This is a genomic window from Phyllobacterium ifriqiyense, assembly GCF_030817885.1.
GTDB lineage: Bacteria > Pseudomonadota > Alphaproteobacteria > Rhizobiales > Rhizobiaceae > Phyllobacterium > Phyllobacterium ifriqiyense.
This window is the reverse complement of record NZ_JAUSZT010000003.1, coordinates 578,959-593,103: the sequence shown is the minus strand read 5'-3', so window position 1 is coordinate 593,103 and position 14,145 is coordinate 578,959. Positions and strand designations below refer to the sequence as shown.

Annotated in this window: 18 protein-coding genes and 1 tRNA gene; 10 read left to right on the top strand and 9 right to left on the bottom strand. The window is 54.5% G+C overall.

The window, feature by feature from the left end; translation table 11 throughout:
• Positions 1–14: 14 nt before the first annotated feature.
• Both QFZ34_RS10390 and QFZ34_RS10385 read right to left on the bottom strand, forming a co-directional pair.
• On the bottom strand, positions 15–164 hold the full coding sequence (locus QFZ34_RS10390) for a DUF1127 domain-containing protein (protein ID WP_008127986.1): 150 nt from the start codon (positions 162–164) through the stop codon (positions 15–17).
• Between the two features lie 248 nt (positions 165–412).
• Positions 413–865, bottom strand: a complete 453-nt coding sequence (locus QFZ34_RS10385; protein WP_115055553.1) for a low affinity iron permease family protein — start codon at positions 863–865, stop codon at positions 413–415.
• 217 nt (positions 866–1,082) lie between these two features.
• Here QFZ34_RS10385 and QFZ34_RS10380 point away from each other — a divergent pair, with 217 nt between their 5' ends.
• A complete protein-coding gene (locus tag QFZ34_RS10380) occupies positions 1,083–1,886 on the top strand; it encodes a DUF2189 domain-containing protein (protein ID WP_307280435.1) in 804 nt (267 codons plus the stop codon).
• A gap of 124 nt (positions 1,887–2,010) precedes the next feature.
• Positions 2,011–2,226 carry a hypothetical protein gene (locus QFZ34_RS10375; protein ID WP_115055549.1) on the top strand — a complete coding sequence of 72 codons (216 nt, stop codon included), beginning with the start codon at positions 2,011–2,013 and terminating at the stop codon, positions 2,224–2,226.
• Between the two features lie 129 nt (positions 2,227–2,355).
• Here the strand turns inward: QFZ34_RS10375 and QFZ34_RS10370 are convergent, their stop codons facing one another.
• The 6 genes from QFZ34_RS10370 to QFZ34_RS10345 all read right to left on the bottom strand — a co-directional run bounded on the left by QFZ34_RS10370 (position 2,356) and on the right by QFZ34_RS10345 (position 5,915).
• Positions 2,356–2,748 carry a GFA family protein gene (locus tag QFZ34_RS10370; RefSeq protein ID WP_115055547.1) on the bottom strand — a complete coding sequence of 131 codons (393 nt, stop codon included), beginning with the start codon at positions 2,746–2,748 and terminating at the stop codon, positions 2,356–2,358.
• Positions 2,749–2,956: 208 nt separating this feature from the next.
• The gene (gene arr / locus QFZ34_RS10365) at positions 2,957–3,379 is read right to left on the bottom strand and encodes an NAD(+)--rifampin ADP-ribosyltransferase (RefSeq protein WP_307280429.1); all 423 of its coding nucleotides are present in this window, start codon (positions 3,377–3,379) and stop codon (positions 2,957–2,959) included.
• 177 nt (positions 3,380–3,556) lie between these two features.
• Positions 3,557–3,633 (bottom strand) — tRNA-Arg (locus QFZ34_RS10360).
• Positions 3,634–3,729: 96 nt separating this feature from the next.
• Positions 3,730–4,683, bottom strand: coding sequence for an acetyl-CoA carboxylase carboxyltransferase subunit alpha (locus tag QFZ34_RS10355; protein WP_115055591.1), 954 nt, complete (start codon positions 4,681–4,683; stop codon positions 3,730–3,732).
• 138 nt (positions 4,684–4,821) lie between these two features.
• Complete coding sequence (locus QFZ34_RS10350) at positions 4,822–5,748, bottom strand: site-specific tyrosine recombinase XerD (protein WP_307280425.1); 927 nt, start codon at positions 5,746–5,748, stop codon at positions 4,822–4,824.
• 5 nt (positions 5,749–5,753) lie between these two features.
• Positions 5,754–5,915 (bottom strand): histidine kinase, encoded by a 162-nt coding sequence (locus tag QFZ34_RS10345; protein WP_115055589.1) that lies wholly within the window; start codon positions 5,913–5,915, stop codon positions 5,754–5,756.
• A gap of 270 nt (positions 5,916–6,185) precedes the next feature.
• On the opposite strand from QFZ34_RS10345, the gene QFZ34_RS10340 reads away from it, so the two are divergent.
• From QFZ34_RS10340 to QFZ34_RS10325, 4 genes are read left to right on the top strand one after another with little or no spacing between them, the layout of a single operon-like run.
• Positions 6,186–6,824: a shikimate kinase gene (locus QFZ34_RS10340; protein ID WP_370878837.1), complete on the top strand. Its 639-nt coding sequence runs from the start codon at positions 6,186–6,188 to the stop codon at positions 6,822–6,824.
• Positions 6,821–7,948: a 3-dehydroquinate synthase gene (aroB, locus tag QFZ34_RS10335; RefSeq protein WP_115055539.1), complete on the top strand. Its 1,128-nt coding sequence runs from the start codon at positions 6,821–6,823 to the stop codon at positions 7,946–7,948. Before QFZ34_RS10340 ends, aroB begins: the two co-directional genes overlap by 4 nt.
• The gene (locus tag QFZ34_RS10330) at positions 7,945–9,234 is read left to right on the top strand and encodes an HlyC/CorC family transporter (protein WP_307280415.1); all 1,290 of its coding nucleotides are present in this window, start codon (positions 7,945–7,947) and stop codon (positions 9,232–9,234) included. Before aroB ends, QFZ34_RS10330 begins: the two co-directional genes overlap by 4 nt.
• A gap of 37 nt (positions 9,235–9,271) precedes the next feature.
• The gene (locus QFZ34_RS10325) at positions 9,272–9,787 is read left to right on the top strand and encodes a TerB family tellurite resistance protein (protein ID WP_115055535.1); all 516 of its coding nucleotides are present in this window, start codon (positions 9,272–9,274) and stop codon (positions 9,785–9,787) included.
• Between the two features lie 104 nt (positions 9,788–9,891).
• On the opposite strand, the gene QFZ34_RS10320 is transcribed toward QFZ34_RS10325, so the two are convergent.
• Positions 9,892–10,194 (bottom strand): BolA family protein, encoded by a 303-nt coding sequence (locus tag QFZ34_RS10320; protein WP_115055533.1) that lies wholly within the window; start codon positions 10,192–10,194, stop codon positions 9,892–9,894.
• Positions 10,195–10,329: 135 nt separating this feature from the next.
• Here QFZ34_RS10320 and QFZ34_RS10315 point away from each other — a divergent pair, with 135 nt between their 5' ends.
• From QFZ34_RS10315 to QFZ34_RS10300, 4 genes are all read left to right on the top strand, one after another.
• Positions 10,330–10,983 carry a J domain-containing protein gene (locus QFZ34_RS10315; protein WP_115055531.1) on the top strand — a complete coding sequence of 218 codons (654 nt, stop codon included), beginning with the start codon at positions 10,330–10,332 and terminating at the stop codon, positions 10,981–10,983.
• A gap of 82 nt (positions 10,984–11,065) precedes the next feature.
• A complete protein-coding gene (gene cobS, locus QFZ34_RS10310) occupies positions 11,066–12,052 on the top strand; it encodes a cobaltochelatase subunit CobS (RefSeq protein WP_115055529.1) in 987 nt (328 codons plus the stop codon).
• Between the two features lie 14 nt (positions 12,053–12,066).
• Positions 12,067–13,956 carry a cobaltochelatase subunit CobT gene (gene cobT / locus QFZ34_RS10305; protein ID WP_307280406.1) on the top strand — a complete coding sequence of 630 codons (1,890 nt, stop codon included), beginning with the start codon at positions 12,067–12,069 and terminating at the stop codon, positions 13,954–13,956.
• A 1-nt stretch (position 13,957) separates the two neighbouring features.
• Complete coding sequence (locus tag QFZ34_RS10300) at positions 13,958–14,107, top strand: hypothetical protein (RefSeq protein WP_307280403.1); 150 nt, start codon at positions 13,958–13,960, stop codon at positions 14,105–14,107.
• Positions 14,108–14,145 lie beyond the last annotated feature (38 nt).

Sequence of the window (14,145 nt, the reverse complement as noted above, 5' to 3'; positions counted from 1 at the left end):
GGAGGTCTGTTTAATTAGAATGCCGAAGCGGCCTTCTTCGCAACGAAAGCGATGTCACCGCGGGAGATGCCGAGGTCGTTCAGTTCACGTGCGGACAGGCGGTTCAATTCCGTGACTGTGTCACGATAGCGGCGCCAGTTGTTGTACGAGCGGATCAAGTTCATTTCACTCACCTAAAGTTCTTTTGTTTGTTGGATCGTTATCGATCGGTGAGCTGGATATAGTGCAGTGCACTCAGAACTTGGAGTCACAAGTTTGCATAGCTGGTTTGCAGGAAAATGGGCCTCTAAACCACTGAAACTGAAGGTTTCCGCCATTAATTTGTCATTATCGATCTGAAATTTGAGAAAAATGGTGGATTCGGCTGTAAAACTGCCCAAGTCGGCCATATTCGTTAACGGCGAAAACTGCTTCAGGCGTGCGCTTTCGCGGGGGGTGGCTTTCTGGCCGCTTCGCGCGGTGCAGCTTTACTCTTTTTCTTTGCAGCGGTGCGGCTCTTAAGTTCCTCGTCGGCCTTCTTCGCTGCTTCTTCGCATTGTTTGCGAAACTTCTCGACTTCAGCCTCGGTGAGATGCTCGATGCCGATAAAAGCATTCTTTCCGTTGCTGACGCGCACGAGCTCGTCGAGCTTGGCCTGAATGGCTACGCTATCGCGGTTTTGCGTGTTCTGGATGAGAAACACCATGAGGAAGGTCACGATTGTCGTGCCGGTATTGATGATGAGCTGCCACGTATCGCTGAAGCCGAATATCGGTCCGCTAAATGCCCATATGACTACGATTGCCACGCAAAGGATGAAGGTTACAGGTTTGCCTGCAGCCAAAGCCACAGTGTTGGCGACCTTGGTGAAGATCTGATCGAACATGCGTAATCCTCTTTGTGACCGGCGATAATGAGTCTGGCACTCAATAACTTTTGAACGAGGCTGTTGGTTCCGCGACAGGAAACCAACATGCGTCTGCGTTTCAGGGTGGTCAAAAAACGTCCGGGAGCGTATGCTTAACCATGCAGGTTGAGGTCCATAGTGACCCGTCCATGGTCACCGAGCTCCTTTTCCGCCCTGAACTTATGGGAGGTTTGAGATGGCGAATTTCCATGTGATTGCCGGTGCTGATTCAGGTATTGCCCATCCCGATGTGCGCAAGATTGCCGTCAGGGATGTTTTCACGGCGCTGCGCAAAGGTCTTGACGATTTCTGGGAGAAGCCGTCGCATTATGTGTTTCTCTGCCTGATTTATCCCATTGCCGGTCTGGTGCTGATCCGATGGTCGTCCGGTGCTAACACCCTGCCGCTGATTTTCCCACTAATGTCAGGTTTTGCACTGATCGGACCTCTGGCAGCCATCGGGCTTTATGAAATCAGCCGCAGACGCGAGCGGGGTATGGACACATCCTGGTGGCATGCAAGGCAGGTGGTGCATTCACCCGCCGTTCCATCCATTCTTGCGATAGGGGCCATGCTTGTCGCCGTTTTCGTGGCATGGTTGCTGATCGCCCAGGCGCTTTATGTGAACCTCTTCGGCGATACGCCCCCGGCTTCGGTCGCGGTATTCATGGATCAGGTTTTCAACACGCCTCAAGGCTGGCGAATGATCATACTCGGCAATGCAATCGGTTTTGTCTTCGCGGCCTTTGTGCTTTGCACGACGGTGATCGCCTTTCCCTTCCTGCTCGACCGCGATGGCGGCGCTTATGCGGCGATAGCCACGTCAGCGCGCGTGGTGGCAAAAAATCCGCTACCCATGATCGTTTGGGGCTTGATTGTCGCCGCACTGCTGTTTGTGGGCTTCGCAACATTGTTCGTGGGTCTGGCGATTTTCATACCCGTTCTCGGACATGCCACCTGGCACCTTTACCGTGCAGTTGTTCCGGCGCACGAAATGTAAAAGCAATATCTGCCTCGTATGGTGGAATACGGGGCAGATGGTCAAATTTCCCGGTAAAACTAGCATTTGACGTAAACGGCTATTATCCTTCCAGAATCGCCAACCTTGCGAAGGGAATACCGACATGGGTAGCTATTCGAAGCTGATTGGATCGATTATCGGAGGTATTGCGGGCTGGCTTGCCTCACGCTACGCCCTGCCGCCGGAGCTGACATCCCCCGAAATCCAAGGGGCAGCAACAGTTATTCTCAGCGCTGCGGCCACATACCTGTTCCCCGCAAATACGGTGCCGACACAGACAACGACCGAGCCGGAGCCAAAGGTCACCACTCCTCAATAGTCTGTTTGATTTGTAGCTCCGGCCGGTGCATTTGTGCACCCGTCGGATTGGCGCGGTATCCCGCCGTCCGTAAGAGGGCGTAGTCAAAGCTGAAATCAGCCCTCTACTAGTGTGTACTGGACGAGGCGATTAATCCTCAAAGCGGGTCGTGGCGTCGCGATCATGCTCGTATTTATGCTTGGTCGGGAAGGTCGGTAACCAGGATTCGCGGCGGATGACCCAGCTTTCATAAGTCGGTGTCAGCTGGTCAATATCGTCCAGCGAGCCAATGTTCACTTCGATTTCGTCGTCGGTGCGGGCAAAAACCGACGATCCGCAACGGGGGCAGAAATGACGCCCGGCATAATCGCCCGTTTCTCCCTCGATGGACACAGCAGCTTCAGGAAATATTGCTGAAGCGTGAAAAAGAGCGCCATGGTGTTTGCGGCAGTCGAAACAGTGACAAATGCCGACCCGATAGGGCCGTCCCGTTGCAACGATTCGGACATCTCCGCAGCTGCACCCGCCCGTGAACCGGTCCATCTTGCGCCTCCTCAATAATCACGTGAGTTGGAATATTTACAATGAACAAGACAGCCATTGCAAATAGATGACTGAGGTGCTGTTCATGCTTGATAATGGAATGTCGATTGCCAAGGTATTTATCCTTGAACGGCTGCGATTGGTGGAAAGCTGATCATTCCCTTTAGCGATTCGCTTGCGTAATGAGCACACGGCGCGCCGCGCCGCATCAGTTGATGATTTCGCCTCGTTCGTGCGAAGGCAACGCGATCAGACGTTCTCTCCATAGCTGTAGTGCTTCGGGGGTCAATCTGGTCCAATCCGTGATTTCCCCAATGATCTTGAGCGGTGCGCTGCTGCGATACGACCGCGTTGGATTGCCAGGAAACTTCTTGTCGGTCACGTTCGGGTCGTTCTCGAATGCCCCTGTGGGCTCTACGATGTAAACACGCGGAACTGCGCCGCCTTTGGTGAGTTCAGCCGCAATTTGAGCGGCAAGCCCGGCGCCATCCACAAGAGAAGTGAAGTAGATATGGTTCATTACCACTTCAGGACGATAGTTTGACCTGTATCCTGCGGTGAGGAAATCACCCACGCGCAAATCCGCGATTGTGCCATGAAAGAAGGGGCCTTTATCCAGCGCTTCGGTCATCTTGATCGTCCTGTCCTGTAGGTCTGCTTGTCGTCAGTGAGCTGAGCGGTGCCAACGGAGATAAGGTCGAAAGAGGCTATTTCCACCCGTTGCAACCTCAAATAGTCGAGACGCAAACGTTGATCTGCCCTGTCGCAGTTTTCGAAAAATTATTACACTTGGGTGTGTGGGAAAAAATGGCGCGCCCGAAAGGATTCGAACCTCTGACCCCCAGATTCGTAGTCTGGTGCTCTATCCAGCTGAGCTACGGGCGCGTGCCACAAATGCGCGTTCGTCTGCGCAGGCCGGTTCCTAATTGGTTGGCTGCGTAAATGCAAGCCGGTTTCCAAAAAAACCGCAACTATTTATTCCTAAAGATTGCGGCCGATGGCCAGATACTTCTCGCGGCGGTCCTGACGCAAAGCATCGCGATCCATATTGCTCATGGATTTCAGCGCGACATTGATGATGTTTCCAGTCGCTTCTATTGCTGCATCCCGGCCGCGATGGGCGCCGCCGAGAGGCTCCGGAATAATGCCGTCAATGATCTTCAATTCGTAAAGATCCTGCGCAGTGATGCGCATTGATGTGGCCGCATCCTTGGCTCTGGTCGAATCATGCCAGAGAATAGACGCGGCACCTTCGGGCGAAATAACCGAATAGATGGAATGTTCGAGCATGTAGACGCGGTTGGCCGTGGCAATCGCGATAGCGCCGCCGGAGCCGCCTTCACCGATGATGACGGAAACGATTGGCACCTTCACATTGAGGCAGGCGGCAGTTGAGCGGGCAATGGCCTCGGCCTGGCCGCGTTCCTCGGCGGCGATGCCTGGAAATGCGCCCGCCGTATCAACAAGCGTCAGCACGGGCAGGTTGAACCGGTCTGCAAGTTCCATGATGCGCACGGCCTTGCGGTAGCCTTCGGGCATGGCCATGCCAAAATTGTGCTTGAGGCGCGTTTTGGTATCGCTGCCTTTTTCCTGTCCAATGACTGCAACGGCCTGACCATTAAAGCGGGCAAGACCAGCCTGAACCGCATCATCATCGGCATAGTTGCGATCACCTGCCAGCGGTGTGAAATCGGTAAAGAGCCTCGCAATATAATCCACGCAATGGGGCCGGTCCGGATGACGTGCGATCTGCGCCTTCTGCCAGGGCGTCAATTTGCGATAAAGATCGCGCAATGCATCGCCGGAACGTCTTTCAAGCCGCGCAATCTCGTCATTGGTGTCGAGCGCGCCGCCTTCTTCTGCAAGCTTTTTCAGCTCAAGAATCTTGCCATCGAGATCGGCAACCGGCTTTTCAAAATCAAGATAGTTGTACATGGACTGAATATCTGCCTGCAAAAAGGTGGATTTTTCAAAGCCTAACTGGCTGTTGCGAGCGCGCATGTCAAGGAACCATGCCTCAGATGAGGCATAAGCCACGCAACTTATACGGTGAATTCCGGCAAAGGTGTGGTGTTAATCGGCCAATGGATGGTGCTTGGTGACAAGCTGGTGCAGCCGCTCTTCCATGACATGCGTATAAATTTGCGTGGTAGAAATATCCGAATGGCCAAGCAATTGCTGTACCGCGCGTAGATCAGCACCGTTCTGCAGCAAGTGACTGGCGAATGCGTGACGCAGGACATGGGGTGAAATCGCGGAGGTCTTCAGGCCAGCGCGAGCTGCAAGCCCTTTGAGGTCGCGTCCGAAGACCTGACGCGCCAGAAAGCCGCTTTCCGAGACTGCCGGGAAGAGCCACGGACTGTCACAAAGGCCGGGCAGGGCGTCGCGCAGTTCAAGATATTTCATCATGGCGATGCGGGCTTTGCCGGAAAGCGGGACCATACGGTCCTTTGATCCCTTACCCCGCACCATCAAAAAGCGATTGTCGGAGCGCGCAACGGTGACAGGCAGGCCGACAAGTTCAGAAACGCGCAAGCCGGTTGCATAAAGTATTTCAAGCAGCGCATGGAGGCGCAAAGCCTGGAAATGTACCGTGTTTGAAGCCTTTGCATCGAGCGTTTCCACTTCCGCCCGGGCAAGCAGCTTTTCCACATCGGCTTCGCTCATGATTTTCGGCAGGGAACGATCCTTCTTCGGGGCGTCAAATGTGCTGGTGGGATCGTCCGCACGAATGTTCTCCATGTAAAGAAACCGGAAGAATTGACGAAGCGCCGAAAGCCTGCGGGCCTGCGAGGTGGCGGCAAAGCCGCGATTGGCAATATCGTCAAGATAGGTGCGAATGGTGACCGGCTCCGCCAGGGGCAGCGGTATGCCGGTGCCAGCGCTGAAGGATGCGGCATCCTCAAGGTCTCGCCTGTAGGAGTCGAGCGTGTTCTGCGCAGCTCCTCTTTCGGCGCTCATCATTTCAAGAAAATTCTCGATGGCTGCTGAAGCGCGCATGATTTTTACTTTGGTTGCTGGGGTTTCGGATTGAGCTTTTCGCTCGGCACGCGAATGGTCATCTCGGTCTGGGTGGGGTGAACAAAGGTCACAAGCGCGACCATCCCGGCATAGACAAGCCCCGCAAGGATGGCGAGGACAATGATAAGTCGCGTGAGTGTCGGCATTTTCTCTATCGAACAGGCTGCATTGGTCGGTTCCATAATCTTGGACGCAAACTCTTAATAATTTGGTGAATGGCTGAGTTGCTGCACTGACGTTCTGCGTGGTTCGACAAGCTCACGATGAGGCGAGATTGCGATTTGCAACCAAAATGATCGCCACAGGCGAGTGTAGGCCTGTCGAGGCCACGCACGCTATTGATGTAAAATGAAACATCGATGGTCCTTAAAGCCATAGTCTGCTTGACTGGACCAAGGTTTTACTGTCGAAACGCAATCATGAATACGACGGAAGAAACACCTCTGCCAGATGAAACATCTGAGCTGGCAAAATCCATCCGCGAGCGGCTTGGCGCGCGTTCAATCGTGCTTGTCGGCCTCATGGGTGCAGGTAAGTCGACAGTGGGAAAGAAACTGGCCTCGCTGGTGGAACTGCCCTTTTTCGACGCGGATCACGAGATTGAAAAGGTCTCGACAATGTCGATCCCCGAGCTTTTCGAAGCCTATGGCGAGGCCGAATTTCGCGATCTTGAACGGCGGGTGATTGCACGCATGCTTGAAGAGGGGCCGATTGTCCTGGCAACAGGAGGCGGTGCCTATATGAACGAGCAGACGCGAAGCGCCATAGCATCCACCGGTATCTCCGTATGGCTTAAAGCAGAGCTTGATGTCTTGATGTCGCGTGTCGTGCGCAAGCAGAACCGTCCATTGCTGAAGAATAGTGATCCGCGCGGTGTGATGGAGCGGCTGATGGGCGAGCGCTATCCAATCTATGCATTTGCCGATCTCACGATCAATTCGCGCGAAGAAAAGAAAGAAATCATCGCTTTCGAAGCGATGCAGGCCATTGCAGGGCATCTGGGCTGGCAAGCCCCTTCCAACGAGACAAAAACGGATGAGGAGGCCGGGTCATGACGGATCAAGCGACAAGCACAATCGTTCCCGTCAAGCTCGGCGATCGTTCCTATGACATATTGATTGGTGGTGGTTTGATTGAGCGTGCAGGACAAGAGATCGTCTCACGGGCAGGCAAGACAATGCGGGCGGCCATTGTCAGCGACGAGACAGTTGCCGGGCTGCATCTGGAGCGGTTGCAAGCGGGGCTCACTGCCGCAGGAATAGAATCGACGCCGGTGGTGGTTGCCCCGGGCGAGCAATCAAAATGTTTTGCGACGCTGGAGACTGTTACCAACGCCATTCTAGCGGCGCGGCTAGAACGCGGCGATATTGTCATTGCTTTCGGTGGCGGTGTCATTGGTGACCTTGCCGGTTTTGCGGCTGGCATTGCGCGGCGCGGCATGGGTTTTGTGCAGATACCAACCTCATTGCTGGCGCAGGTGGATAGTTCCGTGGGCGGCAAGACCGGAATTAACACGGCGCATGGCAAGAACCTTGTCGGCGTGTTCTATCAACCCCAGCTGGTTCTGGCCGACACGGATGTGCTCAACACGCTCTCTCTACGTGAATTTCGTGCAGGTTATGCGGAAGTTGCCAAATATGGTCTGATCGACCGTCCGGATTTTTTCGCCTGGCTGGAGGCCAACTGGCGCGGGATTTTCGATGGAGGGCCGGAACGGACCCAGGCGATTGCCATAGCGTGCCAGTCAAAAGCCGATGTCGTTGAACGCGACGAGTTCGAGATGGGAGACAGGGCGCTGCTCAATCTTGGCCACACATTCGGCCATGCGCTGGAAACAGCAACCAAGTATGATTCCTCACGCCTTGTTCATGGTGAGGGCGTTTCCATCGGAATGGTTCTGGCGCATCAGTTTTCGGCCAAAATGAATCTGGCCAGCCCGGATGATGCTTTGCGGGTGGAAAAGCATCTGCGCGATGTCGGCCTGCCGGTATCTATCAACGAGATACAAGGCCAGCTTCCGCCAGCGGAAAAATTGATGGAATATATTGCGCAGGATAAAAAGGTGACGCGTGGTACGCTGACCTTTATTCTCACGCGCGGTATCGGTCAGTCATTCATCGCCAAAGATGTTCCACCATCGGCGGTCTTAAGCTTCCTGAAGGAGAAACATCCAGCATGACCTTGGAACTCTGGATTTTCTGCGGGGTTATTTTGGGTTTGATCCTGATGTCCGCTCTCTTTTCAGGGTCCGAAACGGCATTGACTGCGGTGTCGCGGGCACGCATGCATCGGCTGGCGAACCGCGGTGACGGGCGTGCAAGCATTGTCGAAAATCTCATCGAGAAACGCGACAGGCTGATCGGCGTCATGCTGATCGGCAATAATCTCATCAATATTCTCGCATCGTCGCTGATGACCAGCATGTTGCTTGATATTTTCGGGCAGGCTGGTGTGGCCTATGCGACAGCCATCATGACCGTCCTTCTGGTGATCTTTGCGGAAGTTCTGCCAAAATCCTGGGCAATATCGAGTCCCGAACGCAATTCGCTTTCGCTGGTGCGGTTTGCGCAGCTTGCAGTCTGGATATTCGGTCCTCTTTCCGATCTGGTGAACTGGATCGTGCGCAATATACTTGCGATTTTCGGGATCAATCTTGCTGCGGGAATTTCAATGTTTTCGGCGCAGGAAGAGCTGCGCGGTGCGGTCGACCTGCTCCACAAGGAAGGTTCCGTGGTGAAGGGCGACAGGGACCAGATTGGTGGCTTGCTCGATCTGCGCGAGCTTGAAGTCTACGACGTCATGATCCACCGCACCGATATGGATTCGGTCAATGCCGATGATCCAATCGAGACGATCATCACCGAAATCCTTGCCAGCCATCATACGCGTATTCCTGTGTGGAGAGGCACGAACGATAATTTTGTCGGGGTTGTCCACGCCAAAGACCTTGTACGGGCGATCAGGGATGCCAATCGCGACTTCTCGAAGATCAATATTATGAAGGTTGCGACAAAGCCCTGGTTCGTGCCGGATACGACCACGCTCCAGGACCAGCTCAATGCGTTTTTGCGGCGCAAGGCACATATTGCCATTGTCGTCGATGAGTATGGCGACGTGCAGGGGCTGATCACGCTGGAAGATATTCTTGAGGAGATCGTTGGCGATATTGCCGACGAGCATGACATTGACGTGCAGGGTGTTCGCCCGCAGCCGGATGGCTCAATCCTTGTCGACGGGTCCGTGCCGATACGCGACCTTAACCGCGCGCTCGACTGGAATCTGCCCGATACGGAGGCGACAACCATTGCAGGGTTTGTGATCCATCAGACGCAGAGCATTCCAAAGGAAAAACAGGCTTATACGTTCCATGGCAAGCGGTTTACGATCATCAAGCGGGAAAAAAACAGAATAACGCGACTGCGCATCCGGCCGATTGAAGGTGAGGACAAACCGAAGGCGCGGTAGTTCACGAGGCATTCAGGTTCATATAACTGGGATTAAAATGCATATTCTCATTGCGATTATCGGTTTGGCGGCTGTTGTTTTATTCTGGACCCTGCGAGCCCATTCGACTGTCAAGGCAGTACGCGATCTTGATCGCGACACGAAAGGCCTGCAACGGAAGGCAAAGTTCAGTTTTCAGAATCTGATCGGCTCACCCTACAGCCGTATAAAAGACCCGCGTCTGGCTGCTGCGATCTTGATGATTCAGCTTGTGCGGACGGGCGCCCCGGTGACCGCAGACGAAAAGATGAAGATTCTGGAACTGATTAGCGAAACGCTTCAGATCGAAGATCCAGACGCATTATTTCGAAAGGCCTGGACTTATACCAAGCAGCGGGGATTTTTTTCGCCCATGGCTGATGAAATGGCACCCATGCTGCGCGAACGCCTGACGAGAAGAGAACGGCTGCAATTGATCGACATGCTGCAACAGACCGCATCAGCCTACGGTGAGCCGAGTGAATTGCAAGTTGGAATGATTGCGCGATTGAAGCGGCAACTGGTGCAGGACTGAATATTAGTTGCATACATTCAGTGCGTGGTTCGACGCACTGGATGTATGCAGTTTCCTGTCGCAATGCTTTTCAGGAATTGCAAGTCACACTTTAGTTGAGCTTTTTACCGCCGTGTTGCTTCGCCGGGCGCTGCTGGTTCAAGCGCCAAGGCATGGACGCTTCCCTTCAATTCTGCTTCGAGAACTTCATTGATTGCGCGGTGGCGTTCGACACGCGACATGCCGGAAAAAGCCTCCGCGACAATCCGCACGCGAAAATGCGTTTCGCCTGAACCGTCAAATGTGCCATGATGCTCGCTGTCAGAATGATGGTGGCCTGCGTGAAGGTGGCTTTCATTGATGACAGCCAATGAAACGGGATGGAAAGCCTGTGTCAGTTTGTTTTCGATCGCGGACTGAGTGGACATTTCATTCTCCTGCGCCCATATGGTAGTTTCATTTGGCAAATCCGAACATGTTCATAAATTTACCGCCATTTCAGGCGTTAGGTCATAAATCATGTCCGAATGTCAATTCACGCCAAGCCAAGATAAACGTATTCGATGACGACAAGCTCTAAATATTTCGACAGCATCCGTATCCGCCCGAAAAAGGCGGAAGAGGAGAAATCGCGCACGCCCATATGCCAGTGGGACGGCTGTGAGAAACCTGGTCCGCACCGCGCTCCCGTGGGCCGCGAAAAGGAAGGCGAGTTCTTCCATTTCTGCATCGACCATGTGCGCGAGTATAATAAAGGCTATAATTATTTCTCCGGCCTGTCTGATGCAGAGGTTGCGCGCTACCAGAAGGAAGCGCTGACGGGCGATCGCCCGACATGGACTGTTGCAGGATTGCCGGGCAGCGGGGCAGGGCCAAGCGCCAGCACCCGCGCGCAGGCCAGTGCAAGCGCCAAGACATCGCCGGATTTTTCCAAATTGCGATCGGGGCGTGCTGCCTACCAAAACAGGTTCCGGGATCCCAATAGTGTTTTCAATAATGCACGTGTCCATGTGCGCAAATTGAAGCCGCTGGAGTCAAAAGCGCTGGATACGCTTGGACTAGGTGCAAAAGCCACTGGCGAAGATATAAAGTCGCGCTATAAAGAACTGGTGAAGCGCCACCACCCCGATGCAAACGGCGGTGATCGGGCTTCCGAGGATCGTTTCCGTGACGTAATCCAGGCCTATCAATTGCTCAAGACGGCTGGTTTCTGCTAACCACTCATGGGCTGAATTCAGAATCTCGTTGCGGGGTTCGCTATTTTTATGCGTCTGCGCATGCAGTCGCGCTGGAGGCATGATGAATAAGGTTGATCGCGATATTGCGAATTTGCCGGATACAACGGTTTCTGTAGAAAAGCTTTTCGGATTCCAATCCGACATGATGGTCCCGGCCTATAAGGCCGGCGATGCCTATGTCCCGGAAATCGACACGGACTATTTGTTCGACAAGGCAACGACGCTGGCCATTCTGGCAGGTTTTGCCTTCAACCGGCGCGTTATGGTTTCCGGCTATCATGGCACGGGTAAATCCACGCATATTGAACAGGTCGCTGCGCGCCTCAACTGGCCCTGCGTTCGCGTCAATCTCGACAGTCACGTCAGCCGTATCGATCTGGTCGGCAAGGATGCAATTGTGGTGAAAGAGGGCATGCAGGTTACGGAATTCCGCGACGGCATTCTGCCTTGGGCCTACCAGCATAATGTTGCTCTGGTTTTTGACGAATATGATGCCGGTCGTCCGGATGTTATGTTCGTTATCCAGCGCGTGCTGGAATCATCCGGCCGCTTGACGCTTCTGGATCAAAGCCGCGTTATCCGTCCGCACCCTGCCTTCCGCCTGTTCGCTACGGCCAATACGGTCGGTCTCGGCGATACGACCGGTCTTTACCACGGCACGCAGCAGATCAATCAGGCGCAGATGGATCGCTGGTCGATCGTGACGACGCTCAACTATCTGCCGCATGACAATGAGGTGGCAATCGTTGCTGCCAAGGCCAAGCATTATCAGAACAAGGAAGGCATGGAGATCGTCTCCAAGATGGTCCGCGTTGCCGATATGACCCGTGCAGCATTCATCAATGGCGATCTTTCGACAGTGATGAGTCCGCGTACGGTGATCACCTGGGCTGAAAATGCCGATATCTTCAAGGATGTCGGTTTTGCATTCCGCCTGACCTTCCTGAACAAGTGCGATGAATTGGAGCGTCCAATCGTTGCCGAGTTCTATCAGCGTGCCTTTGGCAAGGAACTGCCTGAATCCACAGCCAATGTGGTTATGAGCTAAGAGCACAGCAGAAGATGGCAGGTCCGGGAGACAATTCACGTGCGGTACCGAAAGGTCCGGTTGATAGCGAGCCCTTCAAGCGCGCTGTCACGGCCTGTATGCGTGCAATTGCCGGCGATCATGAGCTGGAAGTCGGCTTCGGCAATGACAAGCCTGCGCTGACCGGCCACCGGGCACGGCTTCCTGATCTGCCCAAACGTCCGAGTGCCAATGACATAGCGGTCACGCGCGGGATTGGCGATTCGATGGCATTGCGTCAGGCATGCCATAATGATCGTATTCACGCGACGCTCGCGCCGGAAGGCAAGCAGGCGAGAGCAATCTTCGATGCGGTTGAACAGGCTCGCGTCGAAGCTATCGGCTCTTTGCGCATGGAAGGCGTGGCGGAAAATCTGAACTCCATGTTGGCGGACAAATATGTCCGCGCCAATTTTCCCGCAATCACGGATCAGGCAGAAGCTCCGCTCGAAGAAGCTGTGGCCTTGCTGGTGCGCGAAAAGCTGACGGGGCGCAAAGCCCCGGAATCAGCGGGCAATGTGCTCGATCTTTGGCGTGACTGGATCGAAGAGAAAGCCGCGACCGATCTTGATCATCTGTCTGACAAGATAAACGACCAGAACGCATTTGCGCGCGTTGTGCGTGAAATGCTCGCTTCGATGGAAATGGCGGAAGAACTGGCGCAGGAAAGCCAAGACGACGACAGCCAGAGCAACGAAGAAGACCAGCCCGAGCCTGAAGAAAACAATGAGGGCGGCTCCGACGAGGACGAAGGCAGCGATTCATCCGAAAATGATGATTCCGAGACATCCAGCGACGATAGTCAGGCGGGCGAGACCGAGGCTGCGGACGCTTCATCCGACGATATGGATGAAGATTCGGACGCGGATGCGGAGATTCCGGGCGAAGCAAGGCGCCCTAACCAGCCTTTCTCCAATCTTGGGGCTGAAAGCGGGTATAAGGTCTATACGCAGGAATTTGACGAGACGACCGACGCGGAAGAGCTTTGCGACGAAGCTGAACTGGAGCGTCTGCGTGCATTCCTCGACAAGCAGCTTGCCAACCTATCCGGCGTTGTCGGGCGTCTGGCCAATAGGCTTCAGCGCCGCCTGATGGCGCAGCAGAACCGTTCCTGGGACTTCGATCTGGAAGAGGGATATCTCGACAGCGCCCGCCTTGTGCGCGTCGTTATCGATCCCACTCAGCCCCTCTCCTACAAGATGGAGCGCGACACGGATTTCCGCGACACCGTGGTTACGCTGCTGATCGATAATTCCGGCTCCATGCGTGGTCGGCCTATTACTGTTGCTGCGACCTGTGCCGATATTTTGGCACGTACGCTGGAGCGTTGCGGCGTGAAGGTTGAAATCCTCGGCTTCACCACAAAGGCGTGGAAAGGCGGACAGGCCCGTGAAGCTTGGCTGGAGCGGGGCAAACAGGCCAATCCAGGCCGGCTGAATGATCTGCGCCATATCGTCTACAAGCGCGCTGACGCACCATGGCGGCGCTCACGGCGCAATCTCGGCCTGATGATGCGCGAGGGGCTGCTGAAGGAAAATATCGATGGTGAGGCGCTGATCTGGGCGCATCAACGTCTGCTGGCGCGTCCTGAACAGCGCCGTATTCTGATGATGATTTCCGATGGTGCTCCCGTTGATGACAGCACCTTATCGGTCAATCCGGGCAATTATCTTGAGCGGCATTTGCGTGCGGTGATTGAAGAGATTGAAACCAAATCGCCAGTCGAGCTTATTGCCATCGGTATTGGTCATGATGTGACGCGCTATTACCGCCGTGCAGTGACGATTGTCGATGCAGAAGAGCTGGCGGGTGCGATGACCGAACAACTCGCTTCCCTGTTTGAAGAGCAAGGACGCGCGGCAGCCAAAAAAGCTGGACGCCGATAAGATGAAATCAGCTGCGCTACGTTGCTGGCGCGTCTGGTTGATCATGATCTTTGCTGCGGCGGCTACCAACACGGCCTTGGCGCAAGAGGGCGTTTCGCCTCTACAAATCAAATCCCGTATCATCTCCAATTTCCAACTGGGTTCCGGCTGAAACCCGCTTCGGACCGCTCGAATTTATCGGTGGTTTGG

Coding starts and splice junctions, on each gene's coding strand:
- QFZ34_RS10350 (WP_307280425.1), bottom strand. CDS start 5,748: ATGCGCGCTTCAGCAGCCATCGAGAATTTTCTTGAAATGATGAGCGCC.
- QFZ34_RS10390 (WP_008127986.1), bottom strand. CDS start 164: ATGAACTTGATCCGCTCGTACAACAACTGGCGCCGCTATCGTGACACA.
- aroB (WP_115055539.1), top strand. CDS start 6,821: ATGACGGATCAAGCGACAAGCACAATCGTTCCCGTCAAGCTCGGCGAT.
- QFZ34_RS10300 (WP_307280403.1), top strand. CDS start 13,958: ATGAAATCAGCTGCGCTACGTTGCTGGCGCGTCTGGTTGATCATGATC.
- QFZ34_RS10355 (WP_115055591.1), bottom strand. CDS start 4,683: ATGTACAACTATCTTGATTTTGAAAAGCCGGTTGCCGATCTCGATGGC.
- QFZ34_RS10315 (WP_115055531.1), top strand. CDS start 10,330: ATGACGACAAGCTCTAAATATTTCGACAGCATCCGTATCCGCCCGAAA.
- QFZ34_RS10345 (WP_115055589.1), bottom strand. CDS start 5,915: ATGCCGACACTCACGCGACTTATCATTGTCCTCGCCATCCTTGCGGGG.
- QFZ34_RS10380 (WP_307280435.1), top strand. CDS start 1,083: ATGGCGAATTTCCATGTGATTGCCGGTGCTGATTCAGGTATTGCCCAT.
- QFZ34_RS10330 (WP_307280415.1), top strand. CDS start 7,945: ATGACCTTGGAACTCTGGATTTTCTGCGGGGTTATTTTGGGTTTGATC.
- cobS (WP_115055529.1), top strand. CDS start 11,066: ATGAATAAGGTTGATCGCGATATTGCGAATTTGCCGGATACAACGGTT.
- QFZ34_RS10375 (WP_115055549.1), top strand. CDS start 2,011: ATGGGTAGCTATTCGAAGCTGATTGGATCGATTATCGGAGGTATTGCG.
- QFZ34_RS10325 (WP_115055535.1), top strand. CDS start 9,272: ATGCATATTCTCATTGCGATTATCGGTTTGGCGGCTGTTGTTTTATTC.
- QFZ34_RS10385 (WP_115055553.1), bottom strand. CDS start 865: ATGTTCGATCAGATCTTCACCAAGGTCGCCAACACTGTGGCTTTGGCT.
- cobT (WP_307280406.1), top strand. CDS start 12,067: ATGGCAGGTCCGGGAGACAATTCACGTGCGGTACCGAAAGGTCCGGTT.
- QFZ34_RS10370 (WP_115055547.1), bottom strand. CDS start 2,748: ATGGACCGGTTCACGGGCGGGTGCAGCTGCGGAGATGTCCGAATCGTT.
- QFZ34_RS10320 (WP_115055533.1), bottom strand. CDS start 10,194: ATGTCCACTCAGTCCGCGATCGAAAACAAACTGACACAGGCTTTCCAT.
- arr (WP_307280429.1), bottom strand. CDS start 3,379: ATGACCGAAGCGCTGGATAAAGGCCCCTTCTTTCATGGCACAATCGCG.